We start from the raw sequence: 19168 nt of genomic DNA, 5'->3' as shown, positions 1-19168 counted from the left end.
TCATCCTATATGTTTAAATATTGTAGTTTCGATGCACTAGGAGGTGTTTTTAAAGGATGATATTTTTTAAAAAGTTAAAAGGTATGGATCGTAATGTATGGATCCGAGTTATCGGAGAAACGATTACGAGTAGTGCGATGATGATGCTTATGCCATTTTTTGCACTTTATTTAGAAGGTAAAGTCGATTCAATGCTAAAGGTAGGATTTATTATGTCGATTTCACCTATAGCATCTTTATTCGGTTCGATGGCTGGAGGTAGGCTGGCAGATTTATATGGTCGGAAACGGATGATGGTCTTTTCAACGCTTGGAACATCTCTCATCTTAGTTTCTTTTGCTTTAGTAGATAGTTATACGTCATTTTTAATTTTATCAATTTTACTAGGTATTAGTAACTCTTTTTTTAGTCCGGCAGCTTCTGCAATGGTAGCCGATGTAACTGAACCGGAAAAAAGAACTGAAGCCTATGGACTATTAAGGGTTGGGAGTAATGTAGGTACTGTCATAGGTCCATTATTAGGAAGTTCAGTTGTATATTTTTCAAAAGATAGTTTATTTTTTATTGCTGCAACAGCTTTAGGACTGTATAGTATTGCTCAATTAATTCTATTAAAAGAAACACTCCCTGCAGAAATGAAGAGTGTTAAAGAAAAGCAAGACAAAACAACAATCCCGTTTAAAAAGGTTATGAACATTATTATATCAGATAAATTATTGCTTTTTTATGTAGCAACAGGTGTCATAATATCAATGGGATTTTCGCAAATTGAAGGTATGCTACCACTTTATTTTAAACAAATCTTTAAATCTCATTTCGGAGAATGGAATCCTTATCCTTTTTTAATGTCACTTAATGGATTGCTAGTTGTCCTTTTTCAATTTCCTATTTCAAGTTATTTATCGAATCGTTCAATTGGAAAAACGATGTTCTATGGTACGATCTTATTTGGATTAGGTATTTTATCGATTGGTTTTGCACCGCCATTATTTCTTTTCGTTGGATTAGGTAAATGGATGATTCTAGTTCTGTTGGCAATAATCTTCATTTACTACACATTTGGAGAAATGGTCATGTCGCCAGTTCAAATGACATTTGTGGCGAATATCGCACCTGAAGAATTAAGGGCAACTTATATGGCTGTTGGTAGTATGAAATATACGATCGGTGGATTTCTTGGACCTTTATTAGGTGGCTTTTTGTTTGATTTAAAATTAGGGATCTGGCTTTTTATCATTCTTGGAACAGGAGTAGTTATTTCGGGAGTAATGTATCGTTCACTAGATGAAAAGGTAGCAATGAGAGATAATCAACAAGGCATAGCTCAATAAAGCATTATATGTTTCGATATACAAATGATTTCGAATCGTCTCTAGTTAAGGTTTTTAGATTTTGTCCGGACTGGTATAGCGCAATACGCTATACTTTTTTTAGTTGTTAAAAAATCACAAAAAGACTATCGTTGCATATGTTGTAAAGAAAAATAGGTTTCTACCCATAAAAGCTTATACACTTTTGTATAAAGTGGTACAATAGGGAGAGCAAAAAATAGTAGGGGGAACATCATGAAGATTAAGTTAGGATTATTATATGGCGGTAAATCTGCTGAACACAAAGTATCATTACAAACAGCTTTTGCCGTTATTTCTGCTTTAGATCACACAAAATTTGATGTGTATCCAATTTATATAACAGAACAAGGTGAATGGTTACAAGGTAAACAAATTGAAGGAAAAGTAGAAAGCGTTGCAGCTTTAAAATTCTCAAATGAAGATCAACAAGTAAATGAAATCGCTCCTGTCGCGTTAACTTCATCAATTATTCCTGCAGCTTCAAATCAAGATTCAACTGGACCAGTCGACGTTATTTTCCCATTATTACACGGACCAAATGGTGAAGATGGAACAGTTCAAGGATTACTTGAACTATTAAATATTCCTTACGTTGGTAACGGTGTATTAGCTTCAGCAGCTGGTATGGACAAAGTAATAATGAAAAACTTATTTGCTCAAGCTGGAATTCCTCAAGCTAAATATGTTCATTTCTTAAAAACAGAGTGGAAAGCAAATGCAGAAACTTGCTACGAAGAAGTAGAGAAAGAATTAGGATATCCTGTATTTGTTAAACCAGCTAATTTAGGTTCTAGTGTTGGTATTACAAAAGCTAAGAACCGTGAAGCATTAATCGCTTCATTTGAAGAAGCATTCCAGTTTGACCGTAAAATAATTATTGAAGAAAACATTGTTGGGCGTGAAATTGAAATTGCCGTATTAGGTAATGACCAAGTTGAATGTTCAGTTGTCGGTGAAATCAAACCGTCGGTAGAGTTTTATGACTACGCTGCAAAGTATGAGAGTAGCGATACGGGTCTAATTATTCCCGCTCCAGTTGAGACTGAAACATATGAAAAAATTAAACATTTTGCAGAGGTTGCATTCAAAGCAATTGATGGTTCAGGTTTAACTCGTGCTGATTTCTTTGTAACAGAAGATGGTGGTGTATTAATGAATGAAGTTAATACAATGCCTGGTTTTACACCATTTAGTATGTACCCGCAATTATGGCAGGCTACAGGTGTAACGTATCCAAAATTAATTGAAAAATTAATTGACCTAGCAATCGAACGTTACGAGCAAAAACAACAAATTAAATATAATATTTAACAATTGAAAACACTATTCATGGTTGAATAGTGTTTCAGTTTGTTGATAGTCCAAAAATCTGATTTTCAGACTGTTTTCATATGGATGCTATATAGAAGAGGAGTCGGTGACAATGTCAATCGTGCGTACTTTATCTCAAATCGTTAATATGATTCCTGGAAGTGAATTAAAAGGGGAAGATTTAACGATTAATGGAGTTTCTACAGATTCACGTGTAGATTTAACTGGAAAATTATTTATCCCGATTATTGGTGAAAAATTCGATGCGCATCAATTTTTACCTCAAGCGATTGAAAATGGTGCTAGTGCAGTTCTTTGCTCAAGAACGTTTTCCGATGTACCTTCAAACGCTTCTGTTATTTTAGTCGATGACACATTAGAAGCCCTACAAAAACTTGCTAAATCTTATTTAAAAGAGTGGAATGGTAAAGTAGTGGGAATTACAGGTAGTAATGGGAAAACCTCCACAAAAGATATTTTAACGAGCATTCTTTCAGCAAAATACAAAGTACATAAAACACAAGGAAACTTTAATAATCATATTGGACTTCCTTTAACAGTATTAGCGATGGCTGAGGATACAGAAGTTGCTGTATTGGAAATGGGTATGAGTAATTTTGGTGAAATTGAGTTTTTATCTAATTTAGCTGAGCCTGATGCAGCAATTATTACAAATATCGGTGAGTCCCATATGCAAGAGTTAGGCTCAAGAGCTGGTATTGCAAAGGCGAAGCTTGAAATCGCTAGTGGTTTATCAAAAAGTGGATTACTTGTAATTAATGGTGATGAGCCGTTATTAATCGAAGGTACAAAAGACAAAAGTTCAATCTATACTATTGAAACATTCGGTTTTAGTGAAAGTAATGATGTATATCCAACGTTTATTGAAATGAACGAAGCTGGAAGTGAATTCGAAATAAATAAAGCTAAAGAAGTTCGTTTCAAATTGGCTGTACTAGGCAAACATAATATTAGTAATACATTGGCAGCAATTGCAGTTGCGAGAAAACTTTCATTAACTTGGGATGAAATTAACGCTGGTATGCAGAATTTAGAAATGACAAAAATGCGTATGGAACTTTTAAAAAGTGAAAATGGGCTAACAGTTATTAATGATGCTTATAATGCTAGTGTTACATCAATGAAAGCTGCCCTTTTGTTTGCTTCAGAATTAAAAGGTTATGACCGTAAGTTTGTAGTATTTGGCGACATGTTGGAACTAGGTGATCAAGAAATTGCCTTCCATGAAGAAATTGGTGAAGAAGTTGTAAATCTTCATTTTGACTTTTTATACACTTTTGGGCCATTAAGTAAGTTTGCAGCAACTTCAGCATTCGAACAAATGGATTCTTCGAAAGTAAAAAGTTTTGATGACAAAAACAAATTAATTGAAGACTTGAAACAACAAGTCCAACCAAATGACCTAGTGTTAGTAAAAGCTTCTAGAGGTATGAAGTTAGAGGAAGTTGTAAATGTGTTACTACAGTAGTAATATAATGAATGGAAATATGGGCTAGGAGGCATAGAAATTAATTTCTTTAAAGTCTTTTCCTATACGCTTAACCAAGTCCAATTTCTAAATGAAATCTTTATTTGCGTAATTTAACATATGAAAACTATTCGTAATAAAGCGAATAAAAGGCTGAAAACCATGGGTTTTAGTGAGGATTTAACGTTTTTTGGGGTAAAGAAGAAGGTTCGAAGGTCAAATTGTTAGAATATAACTTCATTTGCTTTTTGGATGGAATGTCCGTATAATGGGTAGATATTGTTTCCTTTTCATGATACTTCGGACTATTGTTTGCCACTAAAAACGAACCTTCCATATGAACAGTCACGAAACATATAATATTTTAAATTTTTATAGATCAATTGAGATACAAAGGAGATTAACCAAATTGACAACATTTCAAGAATTAGGATTAAGTAGTAAAATCCTGTTTGCGATTGAAAAATTAGGCTTCGAGGAAGCTACACCAATTCAAGCGCAGACTATTCCATTAGCAAAACAAGGCCATGATGTAATTGGTCAAGCGCAAACTGGTACTGGTAAAACAGCCGCTTTCGGTATTCCATTACTAGAAAAAATTGATGTAGATAGTAGCAATGTCCAAGGACTTGTTATCGCTCCTACGCGAGAGCTAGCTATTCAAGTTGGCGAAGAATTACACAAAATCGGTATGAATAAAGGTGTTAAAATCCTTCCGATTTACGGTGGACAAGATATTAATCGTCAAATGCGTTCATTAAAAAAATTCCCACATATTATTGTAGGAACTCCTGGTCGTATTCAAGACCATATTAACCGTCGTACAATTCGCCTAAACAATGTAAATACAGTTGTTTTAGATGAAGCGGATGAAATGTTAAACATGGGATTCATTGAAGATATTGAAGCGATCTTAAAAGAAGTTCCAGAAAACAAACAAACACTTCTTTTCTCTGCTACAATGCCTGATCCAATTCGTCGCATTGCAGAAACTTTCATGACAAATCCACAAATTGTAAAAGTAAAAGCAAAAGAAGTTACAATGCCTAACATTGAACAACATTTTATTGAAGTTCAAGAAAAGAAAAAGTTTGACGTTCTTACACGTTTATTAGATATTCAAACACCAGAATTAGCAATTATTTTTGGTCGTACAAAACGTCGTGTTGATGAATTATCAGAAGCATTAAACTTACGTGGTTATGCTGCAGAAGGTATTCATGGTGATTTATCACAAGCAAAACGTGAGCAAGTACTTCGTAAATTTAAATCTGGTTCAATTGATGTTTTAGTTGCAACTGATGTAGCAGCTCGTGGATTAGATATTTCTGGCGTTACACATGTATACAACTTTGATATTCCACAAGATCCTGAGAGCTATGTTCACCGAATTGGACGTACTGGTCGTGCTGGAAAATCAGGTATAGCGATGTTATTTATTACTCCTCGTGAGTTTAATCAATTAAAAAATATCGAACGTACAACTAAGCGTCGTATGGAACGTATGACTGCACCTACATTAGACGAAGCAATTGAAAGTCAACAACGTATCATTGCAGAGAAATTAACTTCGACTATGGAAAGTGATAATTTAGCGTTCTACAAACGTATTGCAGAAGAATTACTTGAAGAGCATGATTCTGTAAGTGTTGTAGCTGCAGCTTTAAAAATGTTAACAAAAGAGCCAAATGAAACACCAATTCGTTTAACTGATGAGCCACCAATGGTCAAACGTGACCGTGGCGGACGCGGTGGAAACGGCGGAAACGGTGGCGGCGGATACCGTCGTGGAGAAAATAGACGTAGCGGCGGTGGAGATGGACGTCGTAGCGATAATCGTCGTGGAGATGGACGTCGTGGAGACCGTGATAACCGTGGCGGAAGTTTCCGTAACAAACGTAGCGAAGGTCCTCGTGATAACAACCGTGGTGGACAACGTAAACCACAAGACAGCAGTAAATAAGTTATTAGTTAAGGTACATGGTAAAATCCATGTACCTTTTTGTTTGTAATTTTATTCTCTTCTATATGTGTGAATTTGGATAGATTCCATACACTAATTAAAAAACATATGAGAGTTGGAATGAAAATGCTAGTAAGACTTGGGTATGTTGCAATGAGTATGAACTTACAAAATGCTTCACCTTCAAAAACTATGACAGTTACACAGTTTTTAAAGCAAAAGGATAAAGAAGCGGCTATTCGTAAGTTAGAACAAATTGCTAATACAAATATTAACAACTGCTTAAGATTACTAAAGCATAATAAGGGACATGATATATCATTTTTTCGACTAAGTAGTAAATTGATTCCTTTAGCGAATCATGAAGAAGTGGCAGATTGGAATTATATCAAGCCATTAAAGGAAGGTTTGCTTGAGTTAGGTAAATTTGCACTTGCTAATGAAATGAGAATTGATTTTCATCCAGATCATTTTGTTATTTTAAACTCTACAGATGAAGACTTATTAAAAACATCTCTTAAAACCTTGAAAATGCACTATCAGTTATTAAAAGGTATGAGAATTAACCCTGAACAAAGATGTGTATTACATATTGGTGGAGGATATGATGATAAAGAAAAATCACTCGAACAATTAATCGAAAATTTCAGCTTAGTTCCAGCGTCCATTCAGAAAATGTTAATGTTTGAGAATGATGATACTACTTTTACATTTGAAGAAACGTTATATGCTTGTGAAAAATTAGGCGTGCCACTTGTATTTGACTATCATCATCACTTAGTCAATCATGAAAATGAAGACTGGGTAAAAAGTTGGGGCGATGCTGTTAATACGTGGAGAGATTCCAGTTTACCAATGAAAATGCATATATCAAGCCCTAGAGATGAGAAAGATATTCGGGCTCATGCCGATTTTGTAGATTCGAATCTGTTTATTACGTTTTTAAATGAAATATATGGCTCGGTTGATCAAATTGATTGTATGATTGAAGCAAAACAAAAAGATAATGCACTCTTTCAATTAATGGAAGATATGAAAGATCATCCTTCAGTTGAGGTTATTAATGGTGCAAGCTTTTATTTTAAACCGTAGTACTTAGAAAGTAGGGGGAATATGATTGTAGGTATTGGGTTGGATTTAGTTGAAATCGAAAGAATGAAAGAAATTATTATTTCGCAGCCGCGTTTTTCTAAAAGGATTCTGACTGAAGCAGAATATGGAATATACAAAAACTTATCGGAGCGTAGAAAATTAGAATTTTTGTCAGGTAGATTTGCAGCAAAAGAGGCTTGCTCAAAAGCATTTGGAACTGGCATTGGAAAAGAGATAGGGTTTCAAGACATTGAAATTTTAAACGATGAGAAAGGTAAGCCTGTTTTAACTGTTGATTTACCATTTATACCGTTTTTATCGATTACGCATACTGAACATTATGCTGCTGCTCAAGTGGTTTTACAGCAAATCTAAACAGTTTTCAAGCAGTCACTCATCTATGGAGTGGCTGTTCTTTTTTTGTAAATTAACAATGCACCGTAGAAGAAAAATCCCCATAACTACAGCACTTTTTTCGCCATTTGGCTCGTTTTCTTTAAAAATATTTTAATTTAGCTTGTCATGCTAGTCTGCATATTTTAAAGCTTGACCTCATATAGTTTTATGAGGATATGAGAAGCAAGGTTGCAACGTGCATGAATAAATCAAGATTAAACTTCTAAGCTACTCGCGCACATTTATTCAATTGCCTTTGCATGAGATTCTCTTTTTTTACAATAGAGGAACAAAGGAGCTGGGGAAATGAAGAAAAAGCTTGTAGCGATGCTTTTGACTGTCATGTTAGTACTATCATTAGCTGCATGTGGAACGAAATCGAAAGATGATGTAGTAGGTTCTCTTAGCAATCAGATTGAAAAAATGAATGGTTATAAGGCGGATGCAACATTAACAATTAATAATGGCAACGATCCACAAAAGTATGAAGTTGTCATTTGGCACAAAAAGCCTTCTTACTATCGTGTACAATTAAAAAATGCTAAGAGCGATCAAAATCAAATTATTTTAAGAAACAAAGAAGGTGTATTCGTTTTAACACCAGCATTAAATAAAAGCTATCGCTTCCAAAGTGATTGGCCATCAAACAGCAGTCAGCCATACTTACCAGAATCATTGGTTAATGACCTAGTACAGGATAAAAATGCAACATTTAAAACAACTAAAAAAGGCTATGTTTTTGAAACGAAAACAAATTATACAAATAGACAATTACTCCCAACACAAGAAATTACATTTAATAAAAAAGGTTTAACACCTGAATCGGTAAAATTATTAGATACAGATAAAAATGTAGTGTTGGACGTTAAATTTGATAAAGTAGAATACAATGCTAAGTTTGATAGCGACGCATTTGACGTGAAGAAAAATATGACAAGCGCTCGTTTAAGTGTACCTACATCAACTAATCCAGAAAATGATCCTAATTTATTAGTTACACTTTACCCTAATTATTTGATGAATGGTGTAGTGCTTGATGACCAACAAGAAGTAAAAACTAATACTGGTGTTCAAGTTATCCTTTCATATAAAGGTGATAAAAAATCGTTTACTTTAATTGAGCAAAAAGCGAAGATTACAGAGTCTGGTACAACAATGGAAATCACTGGTGAACCAGTTGATTTAGGAAAAACCGTAGGGGCACTATCAGATAAGATGATCACATGGTCATATGGCGGAACAGACTTTACGATTGTTTCTAAAAACTTAACTCAAAGCGAATTAATTCAAGTTGCTCAATCAGTCGGAGATACAGGCACAAAATAATATTTTTTCCAAACTTAAAAGGGCGTGATGATGCTTTATCACGCCTTTTTAAATTTCAAATAAACTGTGAATGAGTAGTATATTGGTTGACATTTATAGTAAAATAAGCAAATAATTTAACACATATAAAAAGAGTAATGGGTAAATCGATAAGGAAGTGTAAATCATGACAGAAACACCATTTTATCGCGACACTTGGGTAGAAGTGGATTTAGATGCAATTGAAGAAAACATTAAAAATATTGTATCGCTTTACCCAAATCATCAAGAAATTTATGTAGCTTTAAAGGCGAATGCATATGGACACGGTTATGTAGAAGTAGCTAAACAAGCATTAAAGTCTGGAGCAACAAGATTATTAGTCGCTTTTATTGATGAAGGGATATTTCTGCGTAATGCAGGAATAGAAGCACCAATTTTAGTTTTAGGTGCAACTAGACCAGAGGATATAAACGTCGCAATTGAGCATAAATTAACTTTAACAGCATATAATGTTGATTGGTTAGAAGGTATTTCTCAAAATCTAAAAAATACTGATGGTACAATGATTCATATTAAATTTGATACCGGGATGGGTAGGTTAGGCTTAAAGACAAAATCGGAGTGGGAACGAGCAGCATCGATCTTACAAGATAATCCATCGATTAAATTAGAAGGATTGTTTACACATTTTGCTACTGCCGATGAGTTAAATAAATCCTATTTTAATCAGCAATTAAAGACATTTTATGAATGTATCGAATGGGTTAAGAGTAGTGGATTTGCGCCTGAGCTAATTCATTGTGCGAACAGCGCAGCGGCTGCATTAGAAACTAACCTATTTAACACAGTTCGAGTTGGAATTATCATGTATGGTTTAACTCCATCTTTAGAGATAAAGCCATTGCTGCCATTTACATTAAAGCCCGCACTATCGCTTTATACGAAAATCTCACATATTAAACAGTTACCATCGAATAGTGGTGTAAGTTATGGAGCAACGTATTTTACTTCTGACTCAGAGTGGATTGCTACATTACCAGTTGGTTATGCAGATGGATGGCTAAGAGATATGCAAGGCTTTTCTGTACTAGTGGAAGGTGAAAAGGCAGAAATCGTTGGTAGAGTTTGTATGGATCAGTGTATGATCAAGCTTTCAAAGCATTATCCTGTTGGTACAAAAGTGACGTTAATAGGAGAAAATAAAGACGGAGCTGTTACGGCTGAGGACGTGGCTATACACATGAATACAATCAATTATGAAGTAACTTGCCTTCTGAATCATCGGGTACCAAGAGTATATAAAAAGAATGGAAATATTAAGTCAGTCAGTAATTATCTAGTATCAGATAAATTGTAATTTGATGTATTAAAGTATGAAACACCGTTATTTGGTTAAGATAAACGAAGATATGTGTCTTTCCAATCACTGAAAATAATGGTATGATGTAGTATAGGGAGATATATGGGTAATAGTTGATTCTGGAGGTGCTGAAACTTGTCCGAACTAAATGCGACAACTGAAATAACAGTACGTTTACCAAAACACGTAGTAAGCGAACTAGATGGATTAGTAAAGCAAGAAAACGGTAATCGAAATGAGTATATTTATCAAGCGACTAAGATGTTTTTAAAAGATCGTAAAAGACGCCAAAGTCGTGAACATATGCGACGCGGATACATGGAAATGGCTAAAATCAACTTATTAATATCTTCTGAGTCATTCTATGCTGAGTCTGAAGCGGATTCTAAAGTGGAGCGCTTAGTTAGCGGGGGGTAATCACTTGATAGTAAAACGTGGCGACGTATATTTTGCAGACCTTTCCCCTGTAGTTGGCTCGGAACAAGGTGGAGTTCGTCCGGTTCTCATAATACAAAATGATATCGGTAATCGTTTTAGTCCTACCGTTATAGTCGCTGCGATTACAGCACAAATCCAAAAAGCAAAGCTTCCAACACATGTTGAAATCGATGCTAAAAAATATGGATTTGAACGTGATTCGGTTATACTACTAGAGCAAATTCGAACGATTGACAAACAGCGATTAACCGATAAGATAACACATCTTGACGATGAGATGATGGATCAGGTTGATGAAGCGTTGCAAATCAGTTTAGGACTTGTTGATTTTTAAAGTTGCTTTTTTTAGCAGCTTTATCTACATAAATTATAATTAATGTTTTATAACCCTTTCGACTTGAAAGGGTTATTTTAGGTCTTATATAATTCCCAAAAATTGGAGGCGTTAAATTATGTCACAGCAATTGATTAATAAAATAGCATCTGATTTATCTATTACTTTGAAACAAGTAGCTACTGTCATTGAATTAAAGGAAGAAGGAAATACAATTCCCTTTATTGCCAGGTACCGAAAAGAAAAGACGGGTTCTCTTGATGAAGTTCAAATTCATTCGATCTTGGAGAAATATGAGTATGCTGTAAATCTTCAAACACGAAAAGATGAAGTAATCCGTTTAATTGAGGAAAAAGGAAAGTTGACTGATGAATTACGTAAAAGTATTACGTTAGCAACAAAGCTACAAGAAGTAGAGGATTTATACCGACCATATAAAGAAAAAAGAAGGACTCGTGCTACGGTCGCAAAAGATAAAGGGTTAGAACCATTTGCAGAGTGGTTATTCTCGATGCCAAAAGAAGGCACGTTAGCAGAAGAGGCATTAAAATACATAAATATTGAACTTGAAGTTAGTACAGCTGATGAAGTTATTCAAGGTGGAAAAGACATTATTGCGGAATGGATTGCAGACGATGCTACATATCGAAAGTGGATTCGTGAAGTTACATTTAAAAAAGGAACAATTGATAGTACTGTAAAAGATGCCGATAAAGACGAGAAAAAAGTTTATGAAATGTATTATGAATACTCTGAGCCAATTGCAAGGATTGTTCCACATAGAATACTAGCAATGAATCGTGCGGAGAAAGAAGATATTTTAAGGGTTGCAGTTCAATCGCCTTTTGATGAAATCATTTCATATTTAGAAAGAAAAGTTATGATAAAGGAAACTTTTGTGCGACTAATTTTAAAAGAAGTTGTTGAGGATGCTTATAAACGATTAATTCAAACTTCAATTGAAAGAGAGATTCGTAAGGAATTATCCGAAAAAGCTGATTCTCATGCAATTAATATTTTCTCAGAAAACTTACGCTCACTATTGCTACAGCCACCATTAAAAGGAAAAATCGTTCTTGGAGTTGACCCTGCATTCCGTACAGGTTGTAAATTAGCCGTTGTAGATGAAACAGGTAAAGTACTTAAAATTGATGTTATTTATCCGCATCCTTTCAAAGGTGAAAGAGAAGAAGTTCAAAGAAATAAAAGAGAGCAAGCAATTGCAAAAATTAAAGATATTCTTATCAAATATAAAATAGAGATGATTGCAATTGGAAACGGAACAGCGTCTCGTGAAACTGAGCTATTTATATCTGAAATTCTAAAAGAAATGAAAAATAGTATTTACTATGTAATCGTAAATGAAGCTGGAGCGAGCGTGTATTCTGCTTCGGAACTAGCGCGAGAAGAGTTTCCAAATTTCCAAGTTGAGGAAAGAAGTGCGGTATCAATCGCAAGAAGATTACAAGATCCGTTAGCTGAATTGGTTAAAATTGACCCTAAATCTGTTGGCGTAGGATTATACCAACATGACGTTTCTCAAAAAAGTCTGAATGAATCACTATCGTTTGTTGTTGAAACATCAGTTAACCAAGTAGGTGTAAATGTAAATACAGCATCAGTTTCGCTATTACAACATGTATCGGGCTTGTCCAAAACGGTGGCGAAAAATATCGTTAATTATCGTGATGAAAAAGGGAAAATTACAAATCGAAAAGAGCTTAAAACGATACCGAGACTAGGTGCAAAAACATACGAACAATGTATTGGATTCTTGCGCGTTGTCGAAGGGGATGAACCTTTAGATCGTACAAGTATTCATCCGGAGAATTATGTGCAAGTAAAAAAACTATTAAAGCAATTAAATTTCTCAACAAATCAAATTGGTTCAAAAGAACTAAAAGAAAAGTTAAAGACGCTAAACTTAGAAGAAATATCAGAACAACTTGATATTGGTTTAATTACACTGAATGATATTTTAGGTTCATTAACACAACCTGAAAGAGATTTACGAGACGAATTAGCAGCACCAATCCTTCGCCAAGATGTTCTTCAAATTGAAGACTTAAAAATAGGCATGGAGCTTGAAGGAACAGTAAGAAATGTAGTCGATTTTGGTGCATTTGTAGATATAGGATTAAAGAATGACGGTCTTGTTCATATTTCAAGAATGAGTAGTAAATTTATAAAACATCCACTAGACGTTGTATCAGTTGGACAAGTAGTAAAAGTATGGATTGCTGAAGTAGATCAAAAGAAACAAAGAGTAGGCTTATCTATGCTGCCAATTGATGCAAAAGAAAAAGTCAAAGCTTAATTTTTTGATAATAAAACCAACATTGATTTAATAACTTTATTTGATAACGGTTCTTTTCATAAAATGCTTTCTGCATTTGAGTCTTAAGCCAACTAGGCATTACCATGATGAAAACCTCCAACTTAAAAATCTTCGCCCATCTTAACTATTGAGATGGGCGATGAAATAAATGAGTGAGGGGTAACCTTCCGATACATTGTATAAAAAGGATAACTGTATTGTTCATTTTGGATAGTAAAAATTACGCCGTTGTAGAGAGATTTACTAAGAGCAGCCCATTTAGCATAAATCGTACTAATAAGATCTTTTGAAATTCTCATTTGTATGTTTAATGTATGCACATACCCAGAAAAATGTGAGTTGTTTAGTTAGAATAAAGAAGAAAAAGAGGTGGCGATCTATAAATGGACAATGAGGAGATACAAAAATTAGTAGAAGACCTATCGATTGCCTATTTCGGACGGCCATTTCTCCATCAAGCTTCCTTCAATACTAGATTGAGAACTACTGGTGGAAGGTATTTATTAAAAAATAGTAATATCGAATTAAATAAATTATACTATCAAGAACACGGAATCGAAGAGCTAAAGGGAATTATATTACACGAGCTGTGTCACTATCATCTTCATATTATGAAGAAAGGATATAAACACGAGGATAAAGATTTTAAAGACCTACTAAAAAAAGTAGGTGCGCCTAGATACTGTAAACCACTAAATTCTATAAAGAAAAGAACACATTCTTATAAATATAAATATAGATGTGTTGGGTGTGGACAAGACTTCTTAAGAAAAAGAAAAGTAGACACAAAGCGCTTTGTATGTGGAATATGTAAAAGTCCATTAAAACAATTATAAATAGTGTTGACAGGGAATATATGTATAGTTTATATTAATACTTGTCATCATGTTGCAGCACATGACGAATTGATTTAAATTTTTCCGCAGTAGCTCAGTGGTAGAGCACTCGGCTGTTAACCGAGTGGTCGTAGGTTCGAATCCTACCTGCGGAGCCATTATTATAGAGAAGTACCCAAGTGGCTCAAGGGGCGCCCCTGCTAAGGGTGTAGATCGTTAACGCGGTGCGAGGGTTCGAATCCCTTCTTCTCTGCCATATTTTTTTTTGGCCCGTTGGTCAAGCGGTTAAGACACCGCCCTTTCACGGCGGTAACACGGGTTCGAGTCCCGTACGGGTCACCAATATTTTATCCCGGAGGATTAGCTCAGCTGGGAGAGCACCTGCCTTACAAGCAGGGGGTCGGCGGTTCGAGCCCGTCATCCTCCACCATTTCTTTAAAATGATATAAACTTTTATTATCGCGGGGTGGAGCACGAACGAATATGCTTCGAAGTAATAACTTCAGCATACCAATCGAGCTGCTACTTGCATAAACATCCTGAGATTGGGATGGTCTTAACGAAATAAACTTCATGGATCTAATAAAATAGTATCCACATTATCGCGGGGTGGAGCAGTCTGGTAGCTCGTCGGGCTCATAACCCGAAGGTCGCAGGTTCAAATCCTGTCCCCGCAACCAAATGGTCCCGTGGTGTAGCGGTTAACATGCCTGCCTGTCACGCAGGAGATCGCCGGTTCGATCCCGGTCGGGACCGCCATTAATTACTACAGTTTGTAGTATTTTTTTCTTTATTTGGAGAAAAATAGTAGTGGGATGGTTGAATTTTTTTTATCTTGAGGAGTAGTTTCGAGGGGTAAATACAATACTACATAAGACAATCCTGCGGTGTTACTTCATGTAGCATATTCGCACATTAGGTAAAGAAGAATATTGAAATATCGGATTGTTTTTTATCTTGAGAGGTTTAATCGAGAGGTAAATCAATACAACATAAAAAAAATCCTGCGGTGCATATTCACGTAGTTTATTCGGTGGAGTAGAGCATGCAGCTAATTCATTGGGCTATAGCCAAGCGGTAAGGCAACGGATTTTGATTCCGTCATGCCCTGGTTCGAATCCAGGTAGCCCAGCCATTTTTATTTTGAATAGTAATGTTTAAGGTAGAGGGATTTGCTTTTATCTTAAATGCGATCGTGTAAACAGTAAGTAAGTTTAAAAATAGTTGGTTTTTAGTTGTACTTGTACTATCATGTATTTATAAACTTGTTAATACGAGCCATTAGCTCAGTTGGTAGAGCATCTGACTTTTAATCAGAGGGTCGAAGGTTCGAATCCTTCATGGCTCACTTTTGTTTATTCGCGGTCGTGGCGGAATGGCAGACGCGCTAGGTTGAGGGCCTAGTGGAGGTTTCTCCGTGGAGGTTCAAGTCCTCTCGGCCGCATCTTAATTATGACTTTTCAAGGCATCTTACAATTGTAGGGTGTCTTTTTTGTGTTGATTGACATTAGTAAAGAAATAATTGTAAATTTTTAGTACTTAAGAAATCACTTTTTTTGTTCACTAAATTAGTAAAAAAGGCTATTTTAAAAGAATATTCATGATAACCACTTGTTACACATTGATGCGCGTTTTTATAAAACTACTGATCTATAGGGATAGACTATACTAAAAAACTCACTTTTGATATATTCCAAAAGTGAGTCGTAACATTAATAATTAGCTGGATTTACTTGAAGCGGTTTGAATTTTTGATTTGTATCAGAGTAATGCCACCATTCTTTTAAATAGCCCAAGAAACCGGCTTGCCTCATCGCTTTATCCATGATTTGATAATTCTTTTCTTGTACACTATTTCGCTTATAGCTTCGAGAAGCACGGGATGAAAAATCATCGAATCTGGATTGCATTTGAACTTCTTTTCCATCCAATGTACACAATGTTATATCTAGTGTTGCACCTAGTTGGTGTCCGCGTATATTTTTTGGATTAGGCTTAGCAACATAATCTGAATTAGGATATGCCTTCCAAAGTGTTTGTTGAGCTGATAAAGGACGGTAAGCATCCCAAACTTTAATCGTATATCCTTGTTTTTTTAGAATAGAGTTTGCTTTAGCTAATTTTTTGGCTGTGCTCGTCCTAAGGATGGCTTGGCTAAAATTATATATACGTTTGCCGGTAAAGTTATTCGTTGTATTATAGCGTAAATCAACGATCATACTTTTATCTAATGATTTAATATTAGTGAACTCTGAAATGACATACTTCCCACTAATAAATCCTGTTTTACTTTTAAATTTAATTTTATACCATCCATTAGCTTGTTTATTCATAACCGTTAAATATTGACCTTTTTTCACAGTACCAATCAACTTAGATGCTGTGCTAGGGCCGCTACGAACATTTAGTTTACTTGCAGTTACGGTGTAAACTTTATTTGATGCATAAGTAGAGTTTGGATTTGTAAAAAAACTGATCCACAAAGATAAAATAGCTAAACAACTTACTAAAATCTTCTTGATTCTTCTCATAGTTCACCTTCTAATTAATTTGTGTAATAATCTGTTAACTATTTTAATTATTCATTAGAATACGTGTTCTTTCAATTTAAAACTTATTTGGCAATATAAAAAAACATTACAATTTAGTAATGTTTTTAGTAATTTATAATATTGGAGATAGAAGTCGAGAAATAGCTTCCTTTATTTTTATAAAAACTGTTCTCGCTTGATACTTTTCAAGAGTAAGTTCACTGGAATATTTACTATCAGATATAAAAAGGTCTTGTAGATTGGATGATTCTTTTTCTGAATAGACGATCGCGTTAATTTCAAAATTTAATTTAAAACTACGTGTATCAATGTTAGTAGTTCCAACTGAAGCAACTTCTTGGTCTATTACGATTGTTTTAGCATGCAAAAATCCATTTTCGTATAGCAATATTTTTGCTCCGTAGGATAATAGTTCGCCTGCGTATGATAGTGATGCCCAATGTACGAATGGGTGGTCAGGTTTACTTGGAATCATTATTCTAACATCAATTCCAGATAATGCAGCAATTTTACAAGCGTCCATAATGCTAGCATCAGGAATAAAGTAAGGGGTTTGAATATAAACGCTTTGTTTAGCAGACGTAATTAGTTTAACGTACATATTTTTTAAATGCTCTGTTTCCGAATTTGGCCCACTAGCAACAATTTGTATGGGAGTATTTCCGATACTTTCCACATTATTAAATGTAAATTCCTCTATAATATGTACATGTTGTTTAGTAGCTTGTTGCCAGTCTAATATAAATCGCCCTTGAATTTGATTTACTGAATCACCTTTTATTCGAAAATGGGTGTCTCTCCAGTAACCAAATTTCTTATCAATTCCAAGATACTCGTCCCCGACATTAAAACCTCCTATATAAGCAATTCTCCCATCAATAATACAAAGTTTTCTGTGATTTCTATTGTTTAATCGAAAATTGATGAGTCTTAAGAAGGAAGGGAAGAAAGCTTTTACCTCACCTCCGTGTTTAACAAGATCTTTGAAAAAAGAGGGAGTGATTTTTTTCGAACCAATGTCATCGTACAGAACTCGTACTTTTACGCCTTTTTCTGCCTTCTTTGTAAGTTCGTCTCTAAGCTTTTTTCCTAACGAGTCACGTTGAATGATGTAGTATTGAATATTTATCTCTTTTTCGGCATTTTGTATGTCTTCGAAAAGCGAATTAAATTTTTCGTAACCGTCACTAAATGTTTGGATCTCGTTTTCAGTTGTTAATAAAGAATTAGCGGATTTTAAATTCATCATAATTAAATGTGAATGCTTCGATAGTAATTCATCTTGGATAAAGTGTTGATCATTATGTATTTGATTTGCTTGATTAGTAACTGCTAATTGAAGGTAACTTCTTTCTTTATTTGAAAGATGATAGAAGTTTTTTTGTTTTAGCTGCCTGCCTAAAAAAAGGTATAGTAAGAAACCGACTATTGGTATAAAAAGTAGGATCATAAGCCATGCCCACGTAGCTGCAACATCTCTCTTTTCAATAAAAATTAAAACACCAGCTAGCAGTATATTAACAATAAGGAGGATTGTAATAAAATTTATATCCATTGTACTCACATCCTATATAATTAGATTGCTTTTAATATGTTTTATTTAATGAATCAAAGTATACAATCAAACTGTATACTTTCTCAATAATAAAAGGATTTTATCATTTACTCTGTAATTTTTCACGGTACGGTACCAAAACCGAGTATTTAAGTGCTTGTGGGAGTATATGAAGAGAAAGTTCTTCAAAAATCAAATCATTTTAACGGAGGTTGTCTTTAAATAGTACTATAACAATGCCACTAATGTTAATTTGCTTTATGTCTATTATGAGAAAACTAAACTGATGAAAGTTACTATTTAATCAGTAATTTGAGGTGGAAAAGTACTGTAGTAGTACGGTTAAGAGCAATATATTATTGCAAATCAAATTAATCGTAACTTTTTTCTTAAATATTGTTGACAATAATTGTCTTATACTTTAATATAGTTAAAGTCACGTCAGAAGTTAACGAAGTCAACGAAAGCTTATCGTAGTAAGCATTGAAAGTTAAAAAAACTTTTTAAAAAAAGTGTTGACATAAACAGTTAGATGTTATAAACTGTAAAAGTCGCTAACGAAGACGACACACTTTAAAATATGCGCCCGTAGCTCAATTGGATAGAGCGTTTGACTACGGATCAAAAGGTTATGGGTTCGAGTCCTTTCGGGCGCGCCATATTTCGGGAAGTGGCTCAGCTTGGTAGAGCACCTGGTTTGGGACCAGGGGGTCGCAGGTTCAAATCCTGTCTTCCCGACCATTTTCGCGGGTGTAGTTTAATGGTAAAATAGAAGCCTTCCAAGCTTCGGTCGTGGGTTCGATTCCCATCACCCGCTCCATTATTTTGAACTTTGAAAACTAAA

At 34.7% G+C, this 19168-nt stretch carries 15 protein-coding genes and 12 tRNA genes; 24 read left to right on the top strand and 3 right to left on the bottom strand.

All coding sequences use genetic code 11. The annotated features are described in order from the left end of the window. The first annotated feature begins 56 nt into the window (after positions 1 to 56). The 11 genes from CN692_RS17245 (at position 57) to CN692_RS17195 (ending at position 13360) form a co-directional block, all read left to right on the top strand. Positions 57 to 1331 (top strand): MDR family MFS transporter, encoded by a 1275-nt coding sequence (locus CN692_RS17245; RefSeq protein WP_098120396.1) that lies wholly within the window; start codon positions 57 to 59, stop codon positions 1329 to 1331. A 231-nt stretch (positions 1332 to 1562) separates the two neighbouring features. Beyond that, positions 1563 to 2663, top strand: coding sequence for a D-alanine--D-alanine ligase (locus CN692_RS17240; protein ID WP_142317536.1), 1101 nt, complete (start codon positions 1563 to 1565; stop codon positions 2661 to 2663). Between the two features lie 112 nt (positions 2664 to 2775). Next, positions 2776 to 4152 (top strand): UDP-N-acetylmuramoyl-tripeptide--D-alanyl-D-alanine ligase, encoded by a 1377-nt coding sequence (locus CN692_RS17235; RefSeq protein WP_098120394.1) that lies wholly within the window; start codon positions 2776 to 2778, stop codon positions 4150 to 4152. A gap of 409 nt (positions 4153 to 4561) precedes the next feature. Then, a complete protein-coding gene (locus tag CN692_RS17230) occupies positions 4562 to 6115 on the top strand; it encodes a DEAD/DEAH box helicase (protein WP_098120393.1) in 1554 nt (517 codons plus the stop codon). 126 nt (positions 6116 to 6241) lie between these two features. Further along, positions 6242 to 7207, top strand: a complete 966-nt coding sequence (gene uvsE, locus CN692_RS17225) for a UV DNA damage repair endonuclease UvsE (protein ID WP_098120423.1) — start codon at positions 6242 to 6244, stop codon at positions 7205 to 7207. Positions 7208 to 7228: 21 nt separating this feature from the next. Further along, the gene (gene acpS, locus CN692_RS17220; RefSeq protein WP_098120392.1) at positions 7229 to 7582 is read left to right on the top strand and encodes a holo-ACP synthase; all 354 of its coding nucleotides are present in this window, start codon (positions 7229 to 7231) and stop codon (positions 7580 to 7582) included. Between the two features lie 327 nt (positions 7583 to 7909). Then, positions 7910 to 8929 carry a LolA family protein gene (locus tag CN692_RS17215; RefSeq protein WP_098120391.1) on the top strand — a complete coding sequence of 340 codons (1020 nt, stop codon included), beginning with the start codon at positions 7910 to 7912 and terminating at the stop codon, positions 8927 to 8929. Between the two features lie 166 nt (positions 8930 to 9095). Beyond that, positions 9096 to 10268 (top strand): alanine racemase, encoded by a 1173-nt coding sequence (alr, locus tag CN692_RS17210; protein WP_098120390.1) that lies wholly within the window; start codon positions 9096 to 9098, stop codon positions 10266 to 10268. 138 nt (positions 10269 to 10406) lie between these two features. After that, the gene (locus tag CN692_RS17205; protein ID WP_056476050.1) at positions 10407 to 10688 is read left to right on the top strand and encodes a CopG family ribbon-helix-helix protein; all 282 of its coding nucleotides are present in this window, start codon (positions 10407 to 10409) and stop codon (positions 10686 to 10688) included. Positions 10689 to 10692: 4 nt separating this feature from the next. After that, a complete protein-coding gene (ndoA, locus tag CN692_RS17200) occupies positions 10693 to 11043 on the top strand; it encodes a type II toxin-antitoxin system endoribonuclease NdoA (protein WP_056476047.1) in 351 nt (116 codons plus the stop codon). 118 nt (positions 11044 to 11161) lie between these two features. Next, positions 11162 to 13360 carry a Tex family protein gene (locus CN692_RS17195; protein WP_098120389.1) on the top strand — a complete coding sequence of 733 codons (2199 nt, stop codon included), beginning with the start codon at positions 11162 to 11164 and terminating at the stop codon, positions 13358 to 13360. Here CN692_RS17195 and cmpA read toward each other — a convergent pair. Beyond that, on the bottom strand, positions 13350 to 13460 hold the full coding sequence (cmpA, locus tag CN692_RS17190; RefSeq protein ID WP_088003988.1) for a cortex morphogenetic protein CmpA: 111 nt from the start codon (positions 13458 to 13460) through the stop codon (positions 13350 to 13352). The two genes, CN692_RS17195 and cmpA, sit on opposite strands and share 11 nt — an antisense overlap. A gap of 304 nt (positions 13461 to 13764) precedes the next feature. Here cmpA and CN692_RS17185 point away from each other — a divergent pair, with 304 nt between their 5' ends. The 10 genes from CN692_RS17185 to CN692_RS17140 all read left to right on the top strand — a co-directional run bounded on the left by CN692_RS17185 (position 13765) and on the right by CN692_RS17140 (position 15661). After that, the gene (locus tag CN692_RS17185; protein ID WP_098120388.1) at positions 13765 to 14217 is read left to right on the top strand and encodes a SprT family protein; all 453 of its coding nucleotides are present in this window, start codon (positions 13765 to 13767) and stop codon (positions 14215 to 14217) included. Between the two features lie 83 nt (positions 14218 to 14300). Then, positions 14301 to 14375, top strand: a tRNA-Asn gene (locus CN692_RS17180). Positions 14376 to 14382: 7 nt separating this feature from the next. Further along, positions 14383 to 14473 (top strand) — tRNA-Ser (locus tag CN692_RS17175). A gap of 11 nt (positions 14474 to 14484) precedes the next feature. Continuing rightward, positions 14485 to 14559 (top strand) — tRNA-Glu (locus tag CN692_RS17170). Between the two features lie 12 nt (positions 14560 to 14571). Next, positions 14572 to 14647, top strand: a tRNA-Val gene (locus tag CN692_RS17165). A gap of 173 nt (positions 14648 to 14820) precedes the next feature. Continuing rightward, positions 14821 to 14897, top strand: a tRNA-Met gene (locus CN692_RS17160). A 3-nt stretch (positions 14898 to 14900) separates the two neighbouring features. Continuing rightward, positions 14901 to 14976, top strand: a tRNA-Asp gene (locus CN692_RS17155). Positions 14977 to 15277: 301 nt separating this feature from the next. Then, positions 15278 to 15352: transfer RNA gene (locus tag CN692_RS17150), tRNA-Gln, on the top strand. Positions 15353 to 15492: 140 nt separating this feature from the next. Then, a tRNA-Lys gene (locus tag CN692_RS17145) sits at positions 15493 to 15565 on the top strand. Between the two features lie 13 nt (positions 15566 to 15578). Further along, positions 15579 to 15661, top strand: a tRNA-Leu gene (locus CN692_RS17140). Positions 15662 to 15929: 268 nt separating this feature from the next. Here CN692_RS17140 and CN692_RS17135 read toward each other — a convergent pair. Further along, the gene (locus tag CN692_RS17135; protein WP_098120387.1) at positions 15930 to 16748 is read right to left on the bottom strand and encodes a M15 family metallopeptidase; all 819 of its coding nucleotides are present in this window, start codon (positions 16746 to 16748) and stop codon (positions 15930 to 15932) included. 133 nt (positions 16749 to 16881) lie between these two features. Then, positions 16882 to 18324, bottom strand: a complete 1443-nt coding sequence (cls, locus tag CN692_RS17130; protein WP_098120386.1) for a cardiolipin synthase — start codon at positions 18322 to 18324, stop codon at positions 16882 to 16884. 582 nt (positions 18325 to 18906) lie between these two features. On the opposite strand from cls, the gene CN692_RS17125 reads away from it, so the two are divergent. From CN692_RS17125 to CN692_RS17115, 3 genes are all read left to right on the top strand, one after another. After that, positions 18907 to 18983: transfer RNA gene (locus CN692_RS17125), tRNA-Arg, on the top strand. Positions 18984 to 18988: 5 nt separating this feature from the next. Further along, positions 18989 to 19065 (top strand) — tRNA-Pro (locus tag CN692_RS17120). Between the two features lie 5 nt (positions 19066 to 19070). Beyond that, positions 19071 to 19144 (top strand) — tRNA-Gly (locus CN692_RS17115). The last annotated feature ends 24 nt before the right edge of the window (positions 19145 to 19168 follow it).

This window comes from Bacillus sp. AFS002410, from assembly GCF_002556365.1.
Lineage (GTDB): Bacteria > Bacillota > Bacilli > Bacillales > Bacillaceae_G > Gottfriedia.
The sequence above is the reverse complement of the archived record's forward strand: the minus strand, read 5'-3'. Positions and strand labels throughout refer to the sequence as shown.

Coding starts and splice junctions, on each gene's coding strand:
- CN692_RS17185 (WP_098120388.1), top strand. CDS start 13,765: ATGGACAATGAGGAGATACAAAAATTAGTAGAAGACCTATCGATTGCC.
- CN692_RS17245 (WP_098120396.1), top strand. CDS start 57: ATGATATTTTTTAAAAAGTTAAAAGGTATGGATCGTAATGTATGGATC.
- uvsE (WP_098120423.1), top strand. CDS start 6,242: ATGCTAGTAAGACTTGGGTATGTTGCAATGAGTATGAACTTACAAAAT.
- acpS (WP_098120392.1), top strand. CDS start 7,229: ATGATTGTAGGTATTGGGTTGGATTTAGTTGAAATCGAAAGAATGAAA.
- CN692_RS17135 (WP_098120387.1), bottom strand. CDS start 16,748: ATGAGAAGAATCAAGAAGATTTTAGTAAGTTGTTTAGCTATTTTATCT.
- cls (WP_098120386.1), bottom strand. CDS start 18,324: ATGGATATAAATTTTATTACAATCCTCCTTATTGTTAATATACTGCTA.
- alr (WP_098120390.1), top strand. CDS start 9,096: ATGACAGAAACACCATTTTATCGCGACACTTGGGTAGAAGTGGATTTA.
- cmpA (WP_088003988.1), bottom strand. CDS start 13,460: ATGCCTAGTTGGCTTAAGACTCAAATGCAGAAAGCATTTTATGAAAAG.
- CN692_RS17215 (WP_098120391.1), top strand. CDS start 7,910: ATGAAGAAAAAGCTTGTAGCGATGCTTTTGACTGTCATGTTAGTACTA.
- CN692_RS17235 (WP_098120394.1), top strand. CDS start 2,776: ATGTCAATCGTGCGTACTTTATCTCAAATCGTTAATATGATTCCTGGA.
- CN692_RS17195 (WP_098120389.1), top strand. CDS start 11,162: ATGTCACAGCAATTGATTAATAAAATAGCATCTGATTTATCTATTACT.